This is a genomic window from Nocardia aurantia, assembly GCF_009604425.1.
GTDB classification, from domain to species: Bacteria; Actinomycetota; Actinomycetes; order Mycobacteriales; family Mycobacteriaceae; genus Nocardia; species Nocardia aurantia.
Window position 1 is genome coordinate 815,354 of the sequence record NZ_WEGI01000001.1, and the last position, 21,684, is coordinate 837,037.

The following is a 21,684-nucleotide window of genomic DNA, read 5'->3' on the forward strand; positions in this document are numbered from 1 at the left end:
TGTGACCTGCGCTGGCTCGGGTTGACTAATGGGCACCCCCGGTTGCATCATTCGTAACAGTTCCCCGACCGCTCGTGGTCGGGCAGGTTACCGGCCGATGGCCGTCCGGTGAAGCGAGTCGTCCATACCGTTCGTGTGCGTGTCCGCGCCGAGGTGCAGGTGGTACGGCCGCACAGCAGCAGGATCCGTCGACGCATACGCGCGTCCGGCCGTGAGTGAGGTGAGAACTGATGGAGCTCCGATTCGATCGGCGACCGTCCGGCATGCAGCCGCTCGGCGAGCAGCGATTGTGGGCGGCGTTTCCGAACAGTCACCCCGCGCGGCCGATCCGGTCGCGCTGACCCGGTGTTTTCCAGCCCTCCGCCGTCTCGGCGGCGGGTATTCGCCCGCGTATGCAGGAGAGATGGTGATGATGGATTTCGATGCGATGAGCGCGATCGGCCCGGCGGCCACGACCACGGCTACGGCCACGGCGGCGGTGCTCGACGACCTGCGCTGGCTGCGGACCGAGCTGACCGCGGCGGAAGTGCCCTTCCTGCTGGTGCGGGACGCCGACGCGCGGCCGGTGCTGGCGGTCGACGCCGCGCAGCGGCCGGCGCTGCGCCGGGTGCTGGGTGCGGCGATCACTTCCGGATTCAGCTGTAACGAACTGCGTCACAACGTTTTCCGGCTGGGGCGAGATCTCGACCCGGCCCACCACGTGGAACTCGAGCTCTGGCGGTACCACGGCGACACGGTCGAGTGTCCGCGCCCGAATGCGTTGACCCGCAGCGTCTTCGACCTCGCCGACGTCGAGTACACGACCGTGCTGGCGTTCGACGCGGGCTGGCCGACCCTGGCCGGCATGTTCGATCCGCACCCGGCCGATGTCGGGTTCGACATCGACATCGTCTACTCGTGGGTGGACGGCTCCGATCCCGAATTCCGTGCTCGCCGTGCGGGAATGATGGCCCAGGTGGTGGTCGGCGAGGGCGACGCCGCCGACGCCCGCATCCGCCAGATCGACGAGTTGAAGTACGCGCTGCGTTCGGTGCACAAGAACGCGCCGTGGATCCGGCGCATCTTCATCGCCACCGACTCGCGGGTGCCGCACTGGCTGGCCGACGACCCGAAGGTCACCATTGTCCGTGCGGTGGACCACTTCTCGGACGTGAGTGTCCTGCCGGTCTTCAACTCGCACGCCGTCGAATGCCAGCTGCAGCACATCGAGGGATTGTCGGAGCACTTCCTGTACTCCAACGACGACATGTTCTTCGCCCGGCCCGTGCGGCCGTCGATGTTCTTCACCCCGGCCGGCATCAGCCGGTTCGTCGAGGCGGGCACCCGCATCGGCCCCGGCCCGAACAACGAGCGGCGCAGCGGTTTCGAGAACGCGGCGCGGGTGAACCGGGAGCTGCTGGCGCGGCGGTTCGGACATGTCATCACCCGGCATCTGGAACACACGCCGGTGCCGTTGCGGCGCAGCGTGCTGCTCGAGATGGAGCGGGAATTCCCGGCGGAGTTCGCCCGTACCCGGGCGAGCCGGTTCCGGTCCGCCACCGACATCTCGGTCACGAATTCGCTGTACCACTACTACGCCGCTTTCACCGGCCGCGCGGTACCGCAGGAGGCCGCGAAGATGCGCTATGTCGACACCACCTGCCACGCCGGACTGGCTGTGCTCGACAACCTCGCCCGGCGCCGCAATGTCGACTTCTTCTGCCTCAACGACGGCAGCTTCCCCGAGGTCGCGGAGGCCGAACGAGTGCGGGTCGTCTCCGAATTCCTGGAGGGCTACTTCCCCGAGCCGGCGCCGTGGGAGCACGGCGCCGACCGGCGGCAGCTGGCCGTGGAACCGGGCGCCGCGTGAGACCGGCCCGCTAGGCGACGGTCTCGCCGTCCGCCTCCCGGGCGCCGGTACGCCGCTGCACCACATGCGGGATGCCGGACGCCGGCGGGATCACGATGCCCGCTTCGGCGAGCCGCTCGGTCGTCTGGGCCGCGGTGGCCGGACGGCCGACGGTAGGGCCCTCGTCGATCGGCACCACCGAATGCATCACGGTATCCGGATAGATGTGCACGTAGTTGAAGCCCTGGGCGCCGTCGCGGCCACGCTGTCCGCCGACCTCGACCGCCAGATCCTGGGTGTAGCAGGCCGACGAGGCCACCGACACCGGGATCCCGGCGAAGGTCCCCGTGGTGGAGAAGTGCAGATGCCCGGACAGGATGCTGCGCACATCGGTGCCGTCCAGCACGTCCGCCAGCGCGCGCTGGTCGCGCAGCTCGACCGTGACCGCCAGATCCTGGATGTACGGGATCGGCGGGTGGTGCATGGCCAGGATCGTCCCGAACGGCGCCGGTTCGTCCAGGACCGAACGCAGCCAGGCCAGCTGCGCGGCGGAGATCTCGCCGTGGTGCTCGCCCGGGATGGTGGTGTCCAGGGTGACGATCCGCAGCCCGTCGAACTGGTACACCCGGTCCAGGGGTTCGGCCGAGCGTTCCTCGTCGAGCAGGTGTTCGCGGAAGGTGGCGCGATCGTCGTGGTTGCCGTTCAACCACACCACCGGCGCGTCCACCGCCGTCGCGAACGGTTCCACCAGCGCGCGCAGCTTGTCGTACGCGCGGGCCTCGCCACGGTCGGTGAGGTCGCCGGTGAAGACGATCGCGGTCGGGGTGATACGGCTGGCGAGGGCCCGCTCCAGCAGCCGGCGCAGCCGCCGCTCGGAGTCGACCGCGCCGTACAGTTCGCCGTCGCCGGCGATGAAGTGGGTATCGCTGAAGTGGAACAACACGTGATCCGGTTGCGGATACTCCGCGACTCTGGTGATGTGCACCGGACTCCTCCCGGGGCGGGCGTACGTCGTGACGTCGAGCTCCGGGCCAGAATAGCGAAGCCGTCCTGCTCGGTATGCCGACGGCCGGTGACGAGCCGCTTACCGGCCGATGAGAGTTTCGTGCCGGTCGGCGATCACGTCCCCGCGCTCGAACTACCGGCCAGCACCCGCGGTGTCGCCTGCTCCCGGTGCCGGAGCAGGGCGAAGTAGCGGCGCAGCATCAGCGTGGCCGTCGCCGCCAGGCCGGCGGTGAGCCCCCACCAGACACCCGCGGCGCCCAGCCCGGCCGGGCGGGCGAGCAACAGTGCTGTGGGCAAGCCCACAGCCCAATATCCGACCAGCGACAACCGGAACCCGGCCCGTGTGTCCTGCACCCCGCGCAACAGGCCGTTGCCGATGTTCTGGGCGGCGTCGAAGAATTGCAGCACGATCGCGATCAGCAGCAGCCCGTGCGCGAGTGCCACGGTCTCGTGATCGTCACCGGCGAGGAACGGGCGCAACACCACATCGGGCAGCGTCGCGTAGACCACCCCGACCAGCGCCGCCACCACCGCGGTCTGCCGCAGCGCCAGCCAGGCCAGCCCGTGCGCGCGCCGGTACTCCGCGCGGGCCACGGCCCGGCTGACCAGGATCGAGACACCGTGCGACAACCCGATCGCGACCTGGAAGACGATGTACACGAGCTGGTAGACCACGTTGTGCGCGGCCAGCGCCGCCGGTCCGAGCGAGCCCATCACCAGCGCCAGCACCGAGAACATGCCCGCCTCGGAGCCGTAGGTCATCGCGATCGGCAGGCCCAGCCGGACCTCGGCCCCGACGGTGGCGATGCGCACGGGCCACATCCGCAGCGGCAACGTGGCGCTGAGAATCGGATCGCGGCGGACCATCACCCAGAACACCAGGCAGGTGATCAGGAAGACCAGTGAGCTCGCGACGCCGATGCCGGTCAGGCCGAGCTCGGGGAGGCCACCCCAGCCGTGCATGAGGCCGAGGGCGAGCGCGGCGTTCAGCGCGACCGACCCCAGCGTCACCAGCAGCAGCGCCTGCGGTCGTTGCATGCCGACGGTGTACTGCCGGATCACCTGGAACCACAGGCACGGCAGCAGGCCGGGCGCCAGCGCGACCAGCATCGGCCGGGCCTCGGCCAGTACCGCCGCGTCCTGGCCGAGCCACGGCAACGACCAGCCCAGTCCGACCAGGATCAGCGCGCCGAGCACGCCCGCGGCGGTGGCGATCAGGAATCCGGCACGCACCACGTCCCGGATCTCGCCGGCGGCGTCCGGGCCCGGATCGTCCGGATGTTCGCCGGACCGCAGTTCCGCCCGGCTGGCGGCGGTCGCGACCTGATTACCGGTGGCGGTGACGAGACCGACGCACATCGTCCGGATCTGGTTGAACAGCGTCAGTGCCAGACCGCCCGCGGCGACCTGGGTGATGCCGAGCGAGCCCATCAGCGCGATGTTCGTCGTCGACACCGCCACCTGCGCCAGCTGGGTCAGCGCGATCGGAGTGGCCAGCGCCGTGAGGCGCCGGCCGTCCGGCCGCTCGTCCGGGTCGGCGGTCATCGGGCCGTCCCCCCGGCCGCGGATCGAGTTCACAGCGCGCCCACCAGGTTTCGGGTGGCGGGTGCGAAACGATCCAGCAGCGCGCTCACCTCGCGTTCGGTGGTCTCGTCCAGCAGGTCCCGGTCGTTCATCCAGTCGTCGTCGAAGACGGTGTCGAGGTATTTCTCGCCGCCGTCGCAGACGATGGTGACGACCGTGGAGCCGGGCGGGAAGTCCGCCAGCCGGGTGAGCGCGGCGTACACCGAACCACCGGCGGACCCGCCGATCAGCAGGCCGAGTTTCCGCGCCACCGCGCGTGCCGTGGCGAAGGCCGCCACGTCGGTCACCGTCAGCCCCTCGTCGAGCAGGCTGTAGTCGACGGCGGTGCCGACCGTCGCGCCGGGCGGTGTGCCGGTGCCCGACTGCCAGTACGGCCCGCCCGGGCCGCCGAACGCGATCGAGCCGACCGGCTCGACGCCGATCACCCGCGGCCGGCCCCCCCTCTCCCGCAGCCGCCGGGCCGTCCCGAACAGCGAACCGCCGGTGCCGACCGCGGACAACAGGATGTCCACCCGGTCGAGATCCTTCAGCAACTCCTCGGCGACCGCGTAGTAGCCGAGCGCGTTGGCATCGTTGTTGTGCTGTTCGGTGAAGTAGCCGTCGGCGTCGGCCGTGGCCATCTCCGCGGCCAGATCCTCGCGGGCCGACGTGGCCAGCGCATCGTCGCCGTCGTCGGCGACGTAGACGAGTTCGGTGCCCATCGCTCGCATCGCGCGCAGTTTGTCCTTGCAGGCGTGGTGGTCGACCACCGCGGTGAACCGATAGCCGCGCTCGGCGGCGACGACCGCCAGTCCCAGTCCGGTGTTGCCGGACGTCGACTCGATGATATGCCCGCCAACCCCGAGCAAACCACGGCGCTCGGCATCGAGCACCATCTCTCGGGCCATCCGGATCTTGGCCGTCCCGGTCGGGTTGAACTGTTCGAGCTTGAGCAACAGCCGGGTTCCGGTGTCGGTCGTCGCGAGCTCGAACAGGGGGGTCTCGCCGATCAGGTCCGTCACGCGTGTGACGAGCGGCATTGCGGGTCTCCTCGGTTTTCGGATCGTGAATGCGGAAGGTGCGGGAGAAATACCCCCGGGCCGGTGTGTCACCCGGCGTCGAGCGTCCAGCGGAGCCGGCCGTCCGGTGCGTCGTGCAGCACCACCTTGGGCGGGATCGGTAACTCGTGGAACGCGGACTCGTTCGAATCCATCTGGTAACCAGCGGTATTCGGGTACACCAGCAGATCGCCGGGTACCGCGGGCCGCGGCAGCGGGATACGCCGCCAGCTGAGCATGTCGGATTCCAGGCAGGTCGCCGCACCGACAACGGTCCCGGTCACCGGGCCCGGCCGGCTGGGCCAGGGCACCGGATCGGGCAGGTACTCACTGGCGAACCACTGCTCCGACAGGCTCAGGCTGGTGCCGTCGACGGTGAGCAGCTGATACGAGATGTCTTGCGCAATGCGCGTCTTCGCGCCCTGCACCCGGAACACGGTGCTGCCCACGCGATCCAGCAGCGCCCGTCCCGGTTCGATCGCCGGGCGGATGTTGTTGTCCCGCAGCTGTTTCGCCAGACCGCCGTGCGTCAGGACGGCGGCGAGCATCAGCGCTCCGGGCGTGGGGCAGTGATACGGGTAGTAGGAATCGAATCGTTTGCCGCCGTGGAACCAGTGCGGTCCTCCGTCGGCGGTGAACCGGACCCAGGCGTCGGCGGGCACGTAGTCGACCCCGAAACCACCGCCGAGCGAGATGGTCGATGCCGGATGCCCGTAATCGCGGGCCCGCAGACAGCGCTCGATCAGGCTCGCCGCCAACTCGGATCGGGGCACCGGCTCGTAGCCGGACAGATGAAAACTGAACCCCTCCAACCGGATCGGGACGAGTTGGGTCCCGGCGACCGCGTGATCCAGCTCCGCATCGGTCATCCCGAACCGGCTGTCCGATCCCGGTGGCCGGACCCGCAGCAGCACCCGCGCCGCGATTCCGCCGGTCACCAGCCGGTTCAGTTCGTCGGGTTCGTCGACCGCGATCAGCGCGCCGTGCCGGGCCGCCAGCCACAGCAACCGGTCGGACTTCGCGGGACCGGTCACCATCAGGTCTTCGCCCCGGATGCCCTGCGCCAAAGCGGAACTCAGCTCGCCGATACTGGCGACGTCCGCCCCGGCCCCGTGTTCGGCGCAGGCCCGCACCACACAGCCGGCCTTGTTCGCCTTCTTTCCGAAATAGATCGCGCCGTCGATTCCGGCCGCCGCGAACACCTCCCGGAACGCCGCGATATTGCCACCGACCCGTGCGGGGTACATGACGTGGAAGGGCCTGCCGATCGCGAACGCGATGTCGCCCAGCAGATCCGGGTCCGCGAGCAGCCGCCGCTCCCACTCGTCGACGTGCGCGGGCATCGGCGCCGCGAGATACCCGTGCGCGGACGCCCGCTCGCCGGGCGCCGTGGACGGGCCGAATTGTGCTGCGGCAGTGTCATTCTCGGGCTCGACGTCCACCGTATCCGGCTCGGTTGTCTCCGGGGCCCGGGTTCGTGCCTCGGGTCCGTCGTAGCGGGAGACCGGAGAGATGCTTTCCGCCGCGACATCTTCGGTGTCAGTTTCCGCCGTGTCATCCGGCGACGTGCCGACGGCGTTGCCGGGCTCGGCGATCGCCGCAACAGTGGTGGCGGTTTCTCCCCGGCCGGCTCCGGCCGGGGCCGAGGCAGGGGGTGTGGTGGTACCGGGTGGGGCGGAGATCGGCAGGGTCGGCATCATCTCCGGCCGCCCGGCGGCCTCAGCGTTCTCGGCGGCGGGCACCGCCGAATCGGCCTGTGGGTCAGTGGCTGCTACCGGCACGTCCGTCGGCGGGGTCGGCCTGCGGCGAGCACGGGGACGGTGGGATGCGGGTGCTGTCGTGGTCGCGCTGGGTTCGGTCCGGGGCGTGGGGTCCGTGTCCTCGGTCTCCCACAGCGAGAACTGGGCGGCGGCGCTCAGTCCCACAGGGCGACCTCCGTTCCCCGTCCCTCGGCGATGGCGCGCTCGGCCAGGGCATGGGCGACCGCGATATCGGTCAGGACCAGGCCGCTGTTGTAGACGAACACACGGTCGGCGTCGGAGGTGCGGCCCGTGGCCCGGCGGCCCAGGATCTGCGGGAGTTCGGCGTCGACCGGGCGCAACCGGCCGTCCCGGTCCACGAGGTCGGTGCCGGTGAGCGCCATCTGCTCGGCGCTGGTGGCGACGACCCGGTCGGCGCCGGACAGCGCCGACGGCGCCAGCCCGTAGCCGACCAGCACGGCCACCGAACCCGGTGCGAGATCGTCGGTTTCGACGGAGACCTTGGTGCCGGGACCTGCGGTGGCCAGCACCACGTCGGCGGTGCGGGCGGCCTCGTACGGGTCGGCGACGGTCTCGAGCTCGAGGTGCGGATGATGGACGGCGAGATGTTCGTACACGGCCTTCAGGCCGTCGGGGTGGGTCCCGTGCACCATCAGCCGGTTCAGCTGCGGGTTGGCGGCAAGGAGATGCGGGAGGGCGTTGCGGCCCTGGGTGCCCGTGCCGATCAGCAGAACGCTGCGCGCCCCCGAGCGGATCGTCTCGCGGACCAGCAGCGCCGACACCGCGGGGGTGCGCAGCGCACCGACCCGGGCGCAGTCCATCATCGCGATCGGCATGCCGGTGGTGTCGTCGTAGAGCGTGATGGTGGTGTAGTAGCGCTTGGTGCTGCGATCGTGCGCCGGATCGAATTTGTACGAGGTCTTCATCGCGACCACCCGGCGGCGCCCGTCGCGTCCGAGCATGGCGTACGCGACGGACCAGCCGTCCGGGTGGGCCACACTGAGCTTGCGGGGATTGTCCGAATCACCCGACGCCAGTGCGAGATACGCGTCCTCGACGGCGCGGTTCACGTCGCCGGGGGTGATGGGGACATCGGCGAGATCGCTGCGGGACAGCACGCGGAGCGGAGTCGGTCGGGTGCTCATCGGGTTCCTCGGTTCACTGGTTAGGGACGACTTGCGGTACAAGGGTTTCGCCGCGGAAGGGGGCCACCGTGCGCTGCCCGTAACCGCTTTCGCCGGATTCGGCCCGATTTCGTTGCGGCAGGCGAATGTTCACCCGCTTCAGCCAGCGGTCGGTGCCGTCGTAGCGCGGCGCGAACGGCACCCGGCCGTGCACCACCACGTCGTTGTCGACGAGGAGCAACTGGCCCGGTTCCAGCACCGCCGTGCGGGCCACGCGCTCCAGTTCGGCGCTCAATTGTGTGTAGGCGTCCCGGAATTCGGCATCCGCGCGATCCAGCGGCGTGTAGGCGGGGTCGTAGCGCAGGGTGGGACCGGCGGCCAGCGTCGCGATCGGGGGCGTGGGATGATCGTCGAAACCGTCGCCGTAGGACACGTCGGGAAGGATGGGCAGCGTCGCGTCGGCCAGCCGGTGGCGGTGCGCGGTGCTCAGTGTCGCCTCGCGCACCGAGGACACCGTGGTGCCCACCGCATCCGGATTGCGCAGGCAGCCCAGTAACAGCAGGTGCGCGCGGTCGGGGTGGAAGGCGTCCTCGGTGTGCGGGGACAACAGCGCCACGCTGCTCGCGCCGGACTGCTCGTGCTCGTGGCCGGGGGCGGGGACGATGTTGTTCACCAGCCGGCCGCTCTGCTGCCCCTGCCAGCCGAACGGCTCACCGGCGCAACGGGCCAGCAGCAGCATGGTGACATCCAGCCGGAACGAGGTCGAGCGCCGATCCCGCTCACCGCTCCAGGCGGCGGCCTGCCGCCAATCGCCGGGCGTGGGGCCGAGTTCCGTGTCGTGCAGCGGCAGCCGGTCGATGATCGCCACACCGGTCGCGGTGGCCGGCGGGCGCAGCGCCACGCGGACGCGCTCGGGCACCGCGCGCACGCGGGCGTCGAGGAGACCGATCAGGCGCGGATCGGTGAGTGTCGCGGCGGTCCGCTCGCGCGTTCCTGCCATATCTTCGATTGTGACCGCGATCTCGTCGGCGAGGTCGCGAACGGCGATCGCGTCGGCGGTTGCCAATATTCGGCGTTCCAGTTCGGCCGGTGCTTCTCGGTGGTGGTTCTCACGTTCGCGGAGAACGTTTTTCACCCATCGATCCCTTCTTCGCGAGAGTGATGAAGCAGGCGGTGGAGACTCGGCCGGGAGCTGCGCCCGCCCGATAGATTAAGCAAGCCTAACCTAATGTACGGGCGAGGCAAATAGCCACACGGTATCGCCCGCGGCCGGTGCGGCGTGCCGCTCGCCACCCGTGCGTGCCGAAGCCGCGCCGAACACGCAAGATGAACAGGTGCGTTCCGTCCTGGCCCGGCGCCGGGCTCCGCTGTCCATCCCGCGTGGTGCTGCCCGCGCAGCCCTGCTCCCGATCCTGATCCTCGCGCTGTTCGGTTGCGGCACTTCGAATCTGCCGCCGATCCCGGACGACATGCCACCCGGTCCCGGCGTCGCGGTCCCCGTGATCGATCTGGACATGCCGGGCCGCAGCGCCGGGCAGCTGGGCGAGTGGGCCGAAACGCAGTCCGGCCCACTGGGAATCCCGGTGGTGGCGATGGAGTCCTACGGCTACGCGGCCGCGGTGCTGGCCCGCTCGCGCCCGGATTGCGGGATCGGCTGGACCACCCTCGCCGGCATCGCCGCGGTGGAGAGCAAACACGGTAGTCACGGCGGCTCGCACCTGGACGCCGACGGCGCGGTGCGGCCGCCGATTCGTGGTGTGCCACTGGACGGTTCGCCCGGTGTGGCGCGAATCGTGGACGAGGACGCCACCGCTCGCGCGGGCAGCCCGGTGTACGTGCGGGCGATGGGCCCCTTCCAGTTCCTGCCGGAAACGTGGCAGCACTGGGGTGTGGACGCCAACGGCGACGGGATCGCCGATCCGGACAACATCGATGACGCCGCGCTGACCGCCGCGCGCTATCTGTGTGCCAGCGGTGGCGATCTCACCACCGCCGACGGCTGGCAGCGAGCGTTGCTCACCTACAACCAGTCCGGCGCCTACATGGCGAAGGTGCGCACCCGGGCGGCCGCCTACAGCGTCGGGCGCCGGGCCTGACGGCGAGCGGACCGGTTCGCACCCCGTTCGGGCATCGAGAGGGGTGCGGTTGCGGGCATGGGGTGCGACAACCAAGTGCCAGGCGTACGGGCGGTCCGGTCTGGGTTAGGCTCGACGCGCACGGAGACCCGTGCTACCTGCTCATGAACGGCGGTGGGCGGGGACCGGTCTGCAGCCGAAGGAGTGTCGTTTTCGTGGCCATCATCGAACAGGTCGGAGCGCGCGAGATCCTGGATTCGCGCGGAAACCCCACCGTCGAGGTCGAGATCGCTCTCGACGACGGCACGCTGACCCGCGCGGCGGTGCCGTCGGGCGCCTCCACCGGCGAACACGAGGCCGTGGAGCTGCGCGACGGTGGTGACCGCTACGGCGGCAAGGGTGTTCAGAAGGCCGTGGAGGGCGTGCTCGACGAGATCGCCCCGGCCGTGATCGGGCTCGACGCGGTGGAGCAGCGCACCGTCGACCAGGTGCTGCTGGATCTGGACGGCACCCCCGACAAGTCCCGGCTGGGCGCCAACGCGCTGCTGGGTGTGTCGCTCGCGGTGGCCCGGGCCGCCGCCGAATCCTCGGGGCTGGAACTGTTCCGCTACCTCGGCGGGCCGAACGCGCATGTGCTGCCGGTGCCGATGATGAACATCCTCAACGGCGGCGCCCACGCCGACACCAGTGTCGACGTGCAGGAGTTCATGATCGCCCCGATCGGCGCGCCTACCTTCAAGGAGGCGCTGCGCTGGGGTGCGGAGGTCTACCACGCCCTCAAGGGCGAGCTGAAGAGCAAGGGCCTGGCCACCGGCCTCGGTGACGAGGGCGGTTTCGCCCCCGATCTGGCCGGCGGTACCCGGGAGGCGCTGGACCTGATCGCCGCCGCCGTCGCGAAGACCGGCTACCAGCTCGGCACCGATGTCGCGCTCGCGCTCGACGTGGCGGCCACCGAGTTCTACACCGCGGGCCAGGGTTACAAGTTCGAGGGCTCGGTCCGCACGGCCGACGAGATGGCCAAGTTCTACGCCGAGCTGCTCACCGGCTACCCGCTGGTCTCCATCGAGGATCCGCTGGCGGAGGACGACTGGGACGGCTGGGTCTCGCTCACGGACCAGATCGGCGACAAGGTGCAGCTGGTCGGCGACGATCTGTTCGTCACCAACCCGGAGCGCCTGGAGGACGGCATCGCCAAGGGCGCCGCCAACGCGCTGCTGGTGAAGGTGAACCAGATCGGCACGCTCACCGAGACTCTCGACGCGGTCGAGCTGGCCCACCGCAACGGCTACAAGACCATGATGAGCCACCGTTCCGGCGAGACCGAGGACACCACCATCGCCGATCTCGCGGTCGCGGTGGGCAGCGGCCAGATCAAGACCGGCGCCCCGGCGCGCAGCGAGCGGGTCGCCAAGTACAACCAGCTGCTCCGCATCGAGGACGCACTGGGCGATTCCGCCCGGTACGCCGGGGACGTTGCGTTCCCCCGGTTCACCTTCGGGGAGTAGTACCGTCGGAACCTGTTGTGTCGGGCTGACTTCGGCGTGTCACGAACGATGGAGCGGTGGGTGAGATGACTGAGCGACGGGCACGCGGTACCAGTCCGGCCGGACGCGGTGACCGCGGCTCGTCGCGGTCGGCCCGGCCACGGCAGGAACGCACGGGCACGGCGGCGGCGCGGACCGCGGCGGGTAATCGCGCGGCGCAGCGCCGCACTGCCGCGGGCAAGACCGCCGGCACGGCCCGGGCGGGCGGCCGCGGCCGGGCGGCGAAGCAGCGCGGCGACCGGACCATCTTCGGGTTGTCCACCGGTCGCGCGGTGATTCTGGCCGCGGTGTTCTGCGCGCTGGCGCTCACGCTGGCGGTGCCGATGCGCACCTATTTCAGCCAGCGGGCCGAGGCCACCCAGCTGAAGCAGCAGCGCGTCGAACTCGAACAGGATGTCGCCCGGTTGCGGGATCGCCGTGCGCAGCAACAGGATCCGGCCTACATCCGCTCCGAGGCGCGGGATCGCCTGCGGCTGGTGCTGCCGGGCGACACCGCCTATGTCGTGCAGGTGCCCGGCATCGAGCAACCGGCCGTGCCCACCCCGACGGCCCCGCCTCGCCCACCGGACCCTTGGTACACCCAGCTGTGGCGGAGTATGTCCACGCCACAACCCGTTTCGGCGGCGCCCGCGCCTGCCCCGACCCCCGAAGGAGCGCCCCGGTGACCGGCGGTACGAGCGCGGTACAGCCCAGCGAAGCCGATCTGGAGGTCGTCGCACGGCAACTGGGCCGGCCGCCGCGGGGTGTGCTCGCCATCGCCTACCGCACACCGGACGGCAAACCCGCCGTGGTGAAGACCGCCCCACGGTTGCCGGACGGCACTCCGTTCCCGACCCTGTACTACCTGACCGATCCGCGGCTGACCGCAGAGGCGAGCCGGCAGGAGGCCGCCGGGCTGATGCGCGGCATGACCGAACGCCTGCACCAGGATCCGGCGCTGGCCGCGGCGTATCGCGCGGCGCACGAGAGTTATCTGGCCGAGCGCGACGCGGTCGAGGTGCTGGGCACCGATTTCAGTGGCGGTGGCATGCCCGAACGGGTGAAATGCCTGCACGTGCTGATCGCGCACGCCCTGGCCAAGGGGCCGGGAGTCAATCCGCTCGGCGACGAGGCGGTCGCCCTGGCCGCCGACACCGGCCTGCGCGGCACCGCGGTGCCCGCCGACTGGCCGTCCTACGCGCAGTACCACCCGGATTCGGGGGAGAGAGGTTCCACTGATGAATGACCGGGTGGCCGCGGTCGACTGCGGCACCAATTCGATCAGGCTGCTCATCGCGGACGTCGGCCGCGACGGACGGCTCACCGATCTGCACCGCGAGATGCGTATCGTGCGGCTCGGCAAGGGCGTCGACGCCACCGGCGAACTGAATCCGGAGGCGATCGAACGCACCCGGGTCGCCCTGCACGACTACGTCGACCTGATGCGCGACGCCGGTGTCGCGCGGGTGCGCATGGCCGCCACCTCGGCCACCCGCGACGCGCGCAACCGCGAGGACTTCTTCACCATGGCCGCCGCCGAATTGGGCCGCGCGGTGCCGGGCGCGCAGGCGGAGGTGATCACCGGCGACGAGGAGGCGCGGTTGTCCTTCGCCGGTGCGGTCGGCGAGTTGAATCCGGACGAGGGCCCGTTCGTGGTGGTGGATCTCGGCGGCGGTTCCACCGAGGTGGTCCTCGGCGACGAGAGCGGCGGGGTGCAGGCCGCGTATTCCGCCGACATCGGCTGTGTGCGCATCACCGAGCGGTATCTGCACGCGGATCCGCCCACCGGCGAGGAGGTGGCCTCGGCCCGGTTCTTCGCGGCCGAGCGCCTGGCCCAGGCCTTCGGCGTGGTGCCCGTCGAACGCGCCCACACCTGGGTCGGCGTCGCCGGCACGATGACCACCCTGGCGGCGGTCGCTCTGGATTTGCCCGAATACGATTCGGAGCGTGTCCATCTCACCCGGCTGAAGCTGGATCAGGTCCGTGACGTCTGCCGCCGACTGGTCGGCATGACCCACGACGAACGCGCGGCGCTGGGCCCGATGCATCCCGGCCGGGTCGACGTGATCGGCGGCGGCGCGGTGATTACGCAGGTCCTGGCCGATGAGCTGGCCCGCCGCGCGAACGTCGCGGAGTTGATCGTCAGCGAGCACGACATCCTCGACGGAATCGCGCTGTCCATCGCCTGAGCCCGGGATATCTGCGATGCCGGCATCCACCTCGGACAGCCGTCGAATTGCCTGAAGTGCCTGACGGGAGGGGTCTGGGTCATGACAGGAGCGGTGACGCGGGACCTCGGCCCCGCACGGACAGTCTTCGGGCATCCGATCGGTCTGGTGAACCTGTTCGGTATCGAGCTGTGGGAACGGTTCTCGTTCTTCGGCATGCTCACGATCCTGGGTTACTACCTGTACCACTCAGTTCGTGACGGCGGCCTGGGCCTGTCCCAGCCGACCGCCACCGGCCTGGTCGGGGCCTACGGCGGCCTGGTGTATCTGTCCACCGTGCTCGGCGGCTGGGTATCCGACCGACTCCTCGGGATGGAACAGACGGTCTTCTACGGTGGCGTCGTCGTGATGCTCGGCCACCTCGCCCTGGCCCTGATCGCCGGTCTGACCGGCGTCGGCATCGGCCTGGCCCTGATCGCACTGGGCAGCGGCGGCGTGAAAGCCAATGCCTCGTCCCTACTGGGCACGCTCTACCCGCCCGGTGACACCCGCGCCGACGGCGGCTTCACCCTCTTCTACCTCGGCATCAACCTGGGTGCCTTCGCCGGCCCACTCGTCACCGGCCTGCTGCACTCGACAGCCAGCTTCCACTACGGTTTCGGCGCCGCGGCCGTCGGCATGGCCTGCGGCCTGGTGCAATACGCGCTGTCGCGCTCCAACCTCGCCGGCCACGGCCGCGAGGTGCCGAACCCGTTGCCGCACCGCGCGATCGGCCGGGTGCTGGCCGCCGCCGTCACCGCGCTGCTCGTGGTAGCCCTCGCGGCGAAGGCGGGCGCGGTACGCCTGGACAACCTCTCCCCGGTGACCACCGTCGTCCTGGCCGTCGTCTCGATCACCTATTTCGCGATCCTGCTGACGAGCCCGCGGGTGACCCCGATCGAACGCACCCGGGTCCGCGCCTTCATCCCGCTGTTCGTCGCGAACGCCCTGTTCTGGTCCCTGTTCCAGCAGATCTTCACCGTCCTGACCGTCTACTCCGATCAGCGGATCGACTGGAGGTTGTTCGGCTGGACCGCCCCCGCCAACTGGATCGGCTCCGCCGAACCCCTCTGGGTCATCACGCTGTCCCCGTTGTTCGCCGTCCTCTGGACCCGACTGGCCGACCGCGCCTCCGGCACTCCCCGGAAAATCGCCTACGGCGTGATCGGCATGGGCACGGCCTTCCTGCTGTTCGTCCCCCTCGCCGGCTTCGAGGGCAAAACCGTCCCCGTCTGGCTGGTGTTCCCGATCCTGGGTGGATTCGCGATCTCCGAACTCCTGCTGTCCCCGATCGGCCTGGCGGTGACCACCCACCTCGCCCCCGAGGCCTTCCGTGCCCAGATGATGGCCCTGTACTTCTTCTCGGTGGGCATCGGCACCTCGATGTCAGGGGTCCTGGCACACTACTACTCCCATGAGCACGAAATCGCCTATTTCGGCCTGACCGGCACGCTCACGATCGCAGTAGGTATCGTCGTCTACTTCCTCGCCCCGCGAGTGAGCAGCCTGATGAAGGGGGTTCATTGAGCAAACAATCGGACAATTCCGAGACGGACGTACGACTTAGGTAGGCTGACCGGCACGCCCCCGTAGCCCAATTGGCAGAGGCACCGGACTTAAAATCCGTCAAGTCTGGGTTCGAGTCCCAGCGGGGGCACTAGGAAGACGCAGGTGAGCGCCTTGCGGCGTGGTGGGGACAGGTCGGTGGGGGCTGTCACCCCGGCACGGCCCCGGCAGGCTAGCGGGGTGGCTGGTCCTCAGCCTCGATCCGGCGGCGGATGGCCTCCACCGTGCGGTCCTGGGGGACGCGCTCCGGCCAGAAGATCGCCAGGACCAGCACAGCCAGCGGCACGCCGACGGCCGCGATCAATCCGAAAGTGATCATCGTGTTGTCACCGCACTTCGGTATCGGTCACGGATTCCGGATTCACGTCGATCACCGGGCCGGATATAGCGCTCGCCGCCTCGGCCTGGAACTCCTCCGGGCTGACGGGCCACCCGTCCTCACCGACAAATGACCACGAGCCGTCACTGTGGTGGAGGTACGCGCACTGCCCGTCCTGCGGCGCGATGGCGAACTGTTGCGAATCTTCGTTGTTCCATCGTGCGGGCGTGTTCATGTCCACCCCTTGCGTTGTCCGGCTGGCTAGCACCTACCGCCGAGGCGGCGAACACCCGGCGGTAGGGCTGGTTGAACGCTATTTGTATGCTCGGAGCCCGAACCAGGAAATTGCGCAATATTGCGCCGAAAGGGCGTTCAGTGGAGCCCCGGCGGATTGATGATGAAGGGGTTCACCCACGTCAGAGGAGGCACGATGGAACTGGAATGGCTCGGCGGCGACAGCACAGACGGGCAGTCGCCCACGCTTTTCCGCAGTGATCGCGGGACGTACGTCACGCAGGGCTGGCGCACCGACCGGCCCGACACGATCGAGATCCCGCACCGGCTGATCCGGCATCTCGTCCCGGGAACGTGCCTGGGCGCGCTGCTGCACGACACCGGGCACGGCACGTTCCTACTCACGGGCGAGCCGGTGACGGATGCCCGAGCGCTGGAACAGATTCGGCCGCCGGACCACGAGACGGCGGTGGAGGTGCCGATCGGCGCGGAGCGGAGACGCGATGCTGCACCTCGCGTTTGACGATCTGGCGCAAGCGTTTCGGACGCACCGCCGGGCCTTCCACCTGGAAGTACGCGACGACTACAGCGGTGTAGCCGGAGAAGCCGACCGGGTGCAGCGGTTCCGCAATGGCGAGCCGCAGGACCCGGCGGCGAGCGCCCGTTGGCACGCGCTCATGAGGGAAGTCACCGCAGCCGGGTGCACCGTGCAGCGGGTCCGGGTGATCACCGAACCGCACGGCGACTACACCCGGTTTGCGGTTGGTACGGCCGACGCCAATCTCCAAGTGGGCGAGGATATTCGGTGGCTGCCCCGGCGGGATGCACCGGCGGATCTGCCGGATGATGACTGGTGGCTATTCGACGACAAGTTGGCCGCCTACACCGTGTTCCAGCGGGACGGCTCGGCGTTGCCGGGCTGGGTGGCCACCACCGATCCGGCGATTGTCCGGCACTATGCCGATGTTCGAGATCGTTTGTGGGCCAAGGCAATACCGCACGGTGAGTACGCCAAGTGACCAACGTCGGTGAGGCGCGCCGCGACCTGGGAGCCCGCCTGCGCGGGTTGAGGGTTGCGGCGCGCCTGCGTGGGTACCAACTGGCCCAGCAAGCGGGCTGGCACCCCGCCAAGGTGTCGCGGATTGAGCACGGTACCCAAGCCGTCAGCGAAGACGACCTGGCCGCGTGGTGCCGCCTCACCGACGCTGAGCGCGAACTACCGGATCTGCTGGCCACGCTGCGCAATATCAGTGCGGCGTGGATGGAGTGGCGGCGCATCGTCGGCCACGGGTACAGCAACCACCAGCGGCGGATCAGCGGAATGGAAGACCGCAGCGAGCTACTGCGTGGCTACGACCCGCAGGTGTTCCATGGGCTACTCCAGACGCCAGGCTACGCGCGGGCGCTGATGGCCGCGGGCATGGAATTCTTGAACACCACACGAGACCTGGACGAGGCCGTGGCCGCCCGCATGGAACGACGGCGGGTGCTGCGCGAAGGGCGGCATCGGTTCTACTTCCTGGTCGGCGAGCAGGCCCTGAGCACCACCGTTGGAGATGACGCCGTGATGGCCGAGCAGCTCCAACATCTCATAGAGCTTACGGCGTTGCCCCGCTTGGTATTTGGAATCGTCCCGGCGGGGAGCGCGTACTTCCGCCGCACGACCGATTTCGTTCTGTACGACCAACGCAAGGTGTTGGTGGAGACCATCACCGCCGAATCCGCCGTAACGCAGCCGCGCGAGATCGCCTTGTATGAGAAGGTATTCACCCGGCTGGCCGCACAAGCCGTCCACGGCGATGCTGCCCGCGCGCTGCTGGCCTCGGCGTTGGAGCGGCGCGTGGCCGGGGCGTAGCGGTGTCGGTAGACAGTGGCAGAATCTGCCCGTGCCCCCGGATACTCCGATACCTTCCCCGACGCCCCCGGTGCCGATGCCGCCCACTACGATCACTGTGAACGTGCCGCCGCAAATTATTGAGATCGCCCAGAAATCAGCGGTAACTTGGGTGACATGGTTACCTCTCGCGGCGAGCGGCCTGGTGCTCATCGGCGCGATGGTTACGTTGTACGTCAGCAACCGGACGAATCGTGCGGCTATTGCAGCGGCGGACGACCGGGAGTGGATTAAGTGGCGGCGAGAGCAATTGGTTTCTATCTCAAATGAGATACTGACCGCTGCTCACCAGGCGGGAACCAGGCTTCGAGGATTCAGTCTTTGGGGATCTGAAGGGGAGGTGCAGATCGTTGAAATTAATAACGAAATGGCCGCTATTCCCGATCTTGCTCGCAAGCTTGAACTTATTGCTGGCGATGCCTTTAGTCGTGAAGTAACAGCAATTCATAGGTCCGTCGCGCTATGTTGGATATTCGCCTCTGAAAATTTCAAAACTGTACATCAGAGTGGGCGGGTGGGCATGGCACAAGCGAATACCGAAATGTCGGAGATGACAGAGAGCGTCGGCCAAGCCTGCCGGGATTTCACCGCATCTGTTCGGGCCGAACTAAAATCGGCAGGCTTGGGTCAGAACGTCACCCCGCCGAGCGCCGACGGAACGGAACCACGTTCGTCGGAAGGGTCGGCGCCTCCTCCGCCAGAGCCGGAGCCGGAATCGCCTGCGGCGGAACCGGAGTAGAGCGCGGCGGCTCGGGGAGATTGTTGCCGGTACCGCCTTCTTCGTCGGGAATCCAATTGCCGTAGGTGTTCAAGGTGAGCGTGAAAGTGCTGTGCCCCAACCACTTTGACACCTGTATGTAGTGCGTGCCCGCCATGAGTTGCATCACCGCGAAGGTGTGCCGCAGGTCGTGCAGGCGTACGCCGCGCGTCGCGGGGATGGCGGGCTGTGCGGGACGGGTGGCCGAGGCGGGTTGCGCCGGTACGGCGGGAGTAGTGGCGGGCAACCCCACCGCGACGAGCGCCGGGCGGAAGATGGTGTCGTAGAACGCTCCCATGGCCATCGGCTCGGACCAGTCCAGCGGCACGGCGTAGCGCTGCCCCGCGGCTCGGTGCCCGCCACCGTTCTCGCGGCTGGGCCACATGGGCGCGGTGGGCTCGGCCGCGCGTGGGTGGTGTACGGCCGGATCACTGCCCGGTCCGCCGTGGAGGTAGGCGTACATCCGGGCGGCCAGCCAGGGCGGGAGGGGCACGGTTCGCTTGCTGCGCTTGGACTTCGGCGTACTGGTGACCCATGCGGCTCGCCGGGGGTGCCGGTGTTCTTGCGGGACTTGGTCCGGCGGATGTGCACCGTGCAGCGGATTGTGTTCGGCGCGAGGGAATCTGGCGTCTGTCCGAGCGCGGTGACTGGGGTCTTTCGCGTGGGCTTGCCGGGGCGGAGAGACTTACCGGCCGGGGCGGTGTGGAACTCCAGGTCGTGCACTTCCAGCCCGGCGTTCTCGCTGGCCCGGAGGCCGGTGTACGCCAGAAAGTCCACCATCAGCGCATACACCGGGTACGCCGGTAGATCGGGCTGGCCTGCGGGTATGCCTCCGCCGGCCACGGCTGCGCTCAGCCGTGCGACTTGCTCAGCAGTGAGCGGGTTGTGCTCAAATTCCTCGTGGTCGCCGGTGGCGCGGTTAGTGTCGTAGTCCACCCGGTCGGCCGCATTAGAGGGGATGGCGTCGTGCCGGAGCGCGTACTTGAGCACCCGGCGGAACGTGCCCCAGGCGTGCTTCACGGTGGCGGGGGAGAGGACGTCGCCCTGTGTCCCTTGCCGGGACTGCTGCCGGACGAGCGCGGACAAGAACTCCTCACAGTCCCGAGGCGTGATGGCCGCAATCGCTTTGGCGCCGAACCGCTTCAGCGCGTACCGCTGGAGGATCTGTTCGTACCCGTCCAAGGTGGATTGCTTCAGACGGCCCTGCGCCACCTTCACCTGGAGACTGTCCAGCCAGGCCCGCGCGTAGTAGCCGTACGGCAGATCCCCCGCCTTGCGCGCGGTGGCCAGCGCGCTGGTTCCGGTGGTGTGGCGTGCGGCGTTCAGTTCGTCGCGGCGGGCCTCAGCCGCTTCACGATTGGGGTAGGTCTCCTGCTGCTGCACTTGTTTCTTGCGACCCCCGGGACGGGCCGGGTCCGCTGGGATGGGCAGCCCGAACTCATCCCAGGCAGGCTCCTTCCAGATGACGACGTAGGACTTCACCGGCTTGCCGTTCCGGCGGTCCTTGGTCTCGTACGGCTTGATCCAAGCCATGTCAGGCCACCTTTCCGAGCGTGGCGTTCCGGGACAGCGACCTGTCCTGTCTCAGCCAAAGTGGCGCAATAAGACCGTGTCTCACATGGATGCTCTCGCCTTGGCGAGCTTCTTGAAGCCGGTGAGTGCGGCGGCGAGGGTAAAAGAAGCCCAGGTAGTGAGTTCCTTTGCGGTCGTAGCGGATTGCCAGCCGGTGGTACCCGGTCAGCCACGAGATGGTGCGCTCGACCACCCACCGGTGCCGGCCGAGACGCTCGGTGGACTCGATTCCCTTGCGGGCGATACGCACTGCGATCCCGCGCTCGCGCAGCCACCGTCGCAGCTCCGCCTGATCGTAGGCCTTGTCGGCGTGCAACTTGGCCGGCCGCCGCCGCCGTGGTCCACGCCGGGACCACACTGTCGGGATCGCTTTCACCAGCGGTTTCAACGCTTGCGAGTCGTGCACGTTCGCACCCGAAACCGCCACGGCCAGAGGAATACCCGCGCGATCGGTCAGCACATGCAGCTTCGATCCTAGCTTACCCCGGTCCGTTGGATTCGGGCCGGTCAGGCCGCCCCCTTTTTCGCCCGCACGCTCGCCCCATCGGCCACCGCCCGCGACCAATCGATCAAACCGTCCCCGCCCAACTCGTCGAGCACCGCCAGATGCAACCGCCGCCACACCCCGGCCTTCGTCCACACTGTGAACCGGCGATGCGCCGTGGGTACCGTCACCCCGAACGACGGCGGCAACATCCGCCACGCACAACCGCTGGTCAACACGTAGACCACCGCCGTGAACACCGCCCGCTGATCCACCGGCGACACCCCACCACCCTGCGGGCGCGCCCGGAACTCCGGCAACAACGGCTCGACCAACCCCCAGAGCTCGTCCGGCACCAACCGCAGCGACAACGCATCAACCACGACTGAACATCATGCAGCACAACCGAACCCGACACACACAAAACGAATCACACCCATGTGAGACGTAGTTTAAAACTGCTGTGAACTGTGCCTCGCCAGATTAATTGAGATTTCAAGACAGTAGGAGTCTCGATAACGCTGGCGCATACAGAGTCTCCTGAACGACCAACTGCCGGCAAGGACGGCAACTTCGGCCCGCCGAGCACTTAGAGCTCCTAACAGGTTCGGTCGGCTTGCGCTGAGACATGTTGTTGTGCAGCATGTTTCGTTGTGGCAGCACCTTGGGTCGTGAACGACGAGTTGTGGTCGGTTATCGAGCCGCTACTACCGGT

20 protein-coding genes, 1 tRNA gene and 1 pseudogene are annotated in these 21,684 nt (G+C 68.7%); 12 read left to right on the forward strand and 10 right to left on the reverse strand.

The window, feature by feature from the left end:
• Positions 1-403: 403 nt before the first annotated feature.
• A complete protein-coding gene (locus NRB56_RS03280) occupies positions 404-1,849 on the forward strand; it encodes a stealth family protein (protein WP_153338909.1) in 1,446 nt (481 codons plus the stop codon).
• Positions 1,850-1,859: 10 nt separating this feature from the next.
• On the opposite strand, the gene NRB56_RS03285 is transcribed toward NRB56_RS03280, so the two are convergent.
• The 6 genes from NRB56_RS03285 to NRB56_RS03310 form a co-directional block, all read right to left on the reverse strand.
• Entirely contained in the window at positions 1,860-2,813 is a 954-nt protein-coding gene (locus NRB56_RS03285; RefSeq protein WP_319942478.1) for a metallophosphoesterase, read from the reverse strand.
• Positions 2,814-2,947: 134 nt separating this feature from the next.
• Entirely contained in the window at positions 2,948-4,378 is a 1,431-nt protein-coding gene (locus NRB56_RS03290; protein WP_153338910.1) for an MATE family efflux transporter, read from the reverse strand.
• 29 nt (positions 4,379-4,407) lie between these two features.
• Complete coding sequence (locus NRB56_RS03295) at positions 4,408-5,436, reverse strand: PLP-dependent cysteine synthase family protein (RefSeq protein WP_153338911.1); 1,029 nt, start codon at positions 5,434-5,436, stop codon at positions 4,408-4,410.
• Positions 5,437-5,504: 68 nt separating this feature from the next.
• A complete protein-coding gene (locus NRB56_RS03300) occupies positions 5,505-7,196 on the reverse strand; it encodes a type III PLP-dependent enzyme domain-containing protein (RefSeq protein WP_319942479.1) in 1,692 nt (563 codons plus the stop codon).
• Between the two features lie 173 nt (positions 7,197-7,369).
• Positions 7,370-8,359, reverse strand: a complete 990-nt coding sequence (locus tag NRB56_RS03305; RefSeq protein WP_153338912.1) for an ornithine cyclodeaminase family protein — start codon at positions 8,357-8,359, stop codon at positions 7,370-7,372.
• Positions 8,360-8,372: 13 nt separating this feature from the next.
• Entirely contained in the window at positions 8,373-9,473 is a 1,101-nt protein-coding gene (locus NRB56_RS03310) for a TauD/TfdA family dioxygenase (protein ID WP_319942480.1), read from the reverse strand.
• A 199-nt stretch (positions 9,474-9,672) separates the two neighbouring features.
• Here NRB56_RS03310 and NRB56_RS03315 point away from each other — a divergent pair, with 199 nt between their 5' ends.
• The 7 genes from NRB56_RS03315 to NRB56_RS03345 all read left to right on the forward strand — a co-directional run bounded on the left by NRB56_RS03315 (position 9,673) and on the right by NRB56_RS03345 (position 15,800).
• The gene (locus tag NRB56_RS03315; RefSeq protein ID WP_319942481.1) at positions 9,673-10,434 is read left to right on the forward strand and encodes a lytic transglycosylase domain-containing protein; all 762 of its coding nucleotides are present in this window, start codon (positions 9,673-9,675) and stop codon (positions 10,432-10,434) included.
• A 194-nt stretch (positions 10,435-10,628) separates the two neighbouring features.
• A complete protein-coding gene (gene eno, locus NRB56_RS03320; protein WP_319942482.1) occupies positions 10,629-11,918 on the forward strand; it encodes a phosphopyruvate hydratase in 1,290 nt (429 codons plus the stop codon).
• Between the two features lie 65 nt (positions 11,919-11,983).
• Positions 11,984-12,622 (forward strand): FtsB family cell division protein, encoded by a 639-nt coding sequence (locus tag NRB56_RS03325; protein ID WP_153338914.1) that lies wholly within the window; start codon positions 11,984-11,986, stop codon positions 12,620-12,622.
• Positions 12,619-13,182: a DUF501 domain-containing protein gene (locus NRB56_RS03330; RefSeq protein ID WP_319942483.1), complete on the forward strand. Its 564-nt coding sequence runs from the start codon at positions 12,619-12,621 to the stop codon at positions 13,180-13,182. The genes NRB56_RS03325 and NRB56_RS03330 overlap by 4 nt, the downstream gene beginning before the upstream one ends.
• Positions 13,175-14,125 carry a Ppx/GppA phosphatase family protein gene (locus NRB56_RS03335; protein WP_153338915.1) on the forward strand — a complete coding sequence of 317 codons (951 nt, stop codon included), beginning with the start codon at positions 13,175-13,177 and terminating at the stop codon, positions 14,123-14,125. The genes NRB56_RS03330 and NRB56_RS03335 overlap by 8 nt, the downstream gene beginning before the upstream one ends.
• An 81-nt stretch (positions 14,126-14,206) precedes the next feature.
• Positions 14,207-15,670: a peptide MFS transporter gene (locus tag NRB56_RS03340; protein WP_153338916.1), complete on the forward strand. Its 1,464-nt coding sequence runs from the start codon at positions 14,207-14,209 to the stop codon at positions 15,668-15,670.
• A gap of 56 nt (positions 15,671-15,726) precedes the next feature.
• A tRNA-Leu gene (locus NRB56_RS03345) sits at positions 15,727-15,800 on the forward strand.
• Positions 15,801-15,881: 81 nt separating this feature from the next.
• Here NRB56_RS03345 and NRB56_RS03350 read toward each other — a convergent pair.
• On the reverse strand, positions 15,882-16,028 hold the full coding sequence (locus tag NRB56_RS03350) for a hypothetical protein (RefSeq protein WP_153338917.1): 147 nt from the start codon (positions 16,026-16,028) through the stop codon (positions 15,882-15,884).
• Between the two features lie 7 nt (positions 16,029-16,035).
• Positions 16,036-16,263 (reverse strand): hypothetical protein, encoded by a 228-nt coding sequence (locus tag NRB56_RS03355; RefSeq protein ID WP_153338918.1) that lies wholly within the window; start codon positions 16,261-16,263, stop codon positions 16,036-16,038.
• 195 nt (positions 16,264-16,458) lie between these two features.
• Here NRB56_RS03355 and NRB56_RS03360 point away from each other — a divergent pair, with 195 nt between their 5' ends.
• From NRB56_RS03360 to NRB56_RS03375, 4 genes are all read left to right on the forward strand, one after another.
• The gene (locus NRB56_RS03360; RefSeq protein WP_194290703.1) at positions 16,459-16,785 is read left to right on the forward strand and encodes a hypothetical protein; all 327 of its coding nucleotides are present in this window, start codon (positions 16,459-16,461) and stop codon (positions 16,783-16,785) included.
• Complete coding sequence (locus NRB56_RS03365) at positions 16,766-17,281, forward strand: DUF6879 family protein (protein WP_153338920.1); 516 nt, start codon at positions 16,766-16,768, stop codon at positions 17,279-17,281. Before NRB56_RS03360 ends, NRB56_RS03365 begins: the two co-directional genes overlap by 20 nt.
• Positions 17,278-18,117 carry a helix-turn-helix domain-containing protein gene (locus NRB56_RS03370; protein ID WP_319942484.1) on the forward strand — a complete coding sequence of 280 codons (840 nt, stop codon included), beginning with the start codon at positions 17,278-17,280 and terminating at the stop codon, positions 18,115-18,117. Before NRB56_RS03365 ends, NRB56_RS03370 begins: the two co-directional genes overlap by 4 nt.
• 97 nt (positions 18,118-18,214) lie before the next feature.
• Entirely contained in the window at positions 18,215-18,895 is a 681-nt protein-coding gene (locus NRB56_RS03375; protein ID WP_153338921.1) for a hypothetical protein, read from the forward strand.
• A gap of 144 nt (positions 18,896-19,039) precedes the next feature.
• Here the strand turns inward: NRB56_RS03375 and NRB56_RS03380 are convergent, their stop codons facing one another.
• Positions 19,040-20,446, reverse strand: a complete 1,407-nt coding sequence (locus NRB56_RS03380; RefSeq protein WP_319942485.1) for a tyrosine-type recombinase/integrase — start codon at positions 20,444-20,446, stop codon at positions 19,040-19,042.
• A 145-nt stretch (positions 20,447-20,591) separates the two neighbouring features.
• A pseudogene (locus NRB56_RS03385) lies at positions 20,592-21,340 on the reverse strand (IS5 family transposase); the annotation flags it as partial.
• Between the last annotated feature and the right edge of the window lie 344 nt (positions 21,341-21,684).

Excerpts from the sequence above, each read along its gene's own strand:
- NRB56_RS03280 (WP_153338909.1), top strand. The coding sequence starts at position 404 with ATGGTGATGATGGATTTCGATGCGATGAGCGCGATCGGCCCGGCGGCC.
- NRB56_RS03290 (WP_153338910.1), bottom strand. The coding sequence starts at position 4,378 with ATGACCGCCGACCCGGACGAGCGGCCGGACGGCCGGCGCCTCACGGCG.
- NRB56_RS03295 (WP_153338911.1), bottom strand. The coding sequence starts at position 5,436 with ATGCCGCTCGTCACACGCGTGACGGACCTGATCGGCGAGACCCCCCTG.
- NRB56_RS03305 (WP_153338912.1), bottom strand. The coding sequence starts at position 8,359 with ATGAGCACCCGACCGACTCCGCTCCGCGTGCTGTCCCGCAGCGATCTC.
- NRB56_RS03325 (WP_153338914.1), top strand. The coding sequence starts at position 11,984 with ATGACTGAGCGACGGGCACGCGGTACCAGTCCGGCCGGACGCGGTGAC.
- NRB56_RS03335 (WP_153338915.1), top strand. The coding sequence starts at position 13,175 with ATGAATGACCGGGTGGCCGCGGTCGACTGCGGCACCAATTCGATCAGG.
- NRB56_RS03340 (WP_153338916.1), top strand. The coding sequence starts at position 14,207 with ATGACAGGAGCGGTGACGCGGGACCTCGGCCCCGCACGGACAGTCTTC.
- NRB56_RS03350 (WP_153338917.1), bottom strand. The coding sequence starts at position 16,028 with ATGATCACTTTCGGATTGATCGCGGCCGTCGGCGTGCCGCTGGCTGTG.
- NRB56_RS03355 (WP_153338918.1), bottom strand. The coding sequence starts at position 16,263 with ATGAACACGCCCGCACGATGGAACAACGAAGATTCGCAACAGTTCGCC.
- NRB56_RS03360 (WP_194290703.1), top strand. The coding sequence starts at position 16,459 with ATGGAACTGGAATGGCTCGGCGGCGACAGCACAGACGGGCAGTCGCCC.
- NRB56_RS03365 (WP_153338920.1), top strand. The coding sequence starts at position 16,766 with ATGCTGCACCTCGCGTTTGACGATCTGGCGCAAGCGTTTCGGACGCAC.
- NRB56_RS03380 (WP_319942485.1), bottom strand. The coding sequence starts at position 20,446 with ATGGCTTGGATCAAGCCGTACGAGACCAAGGACCGCCGGAACGGCAAG.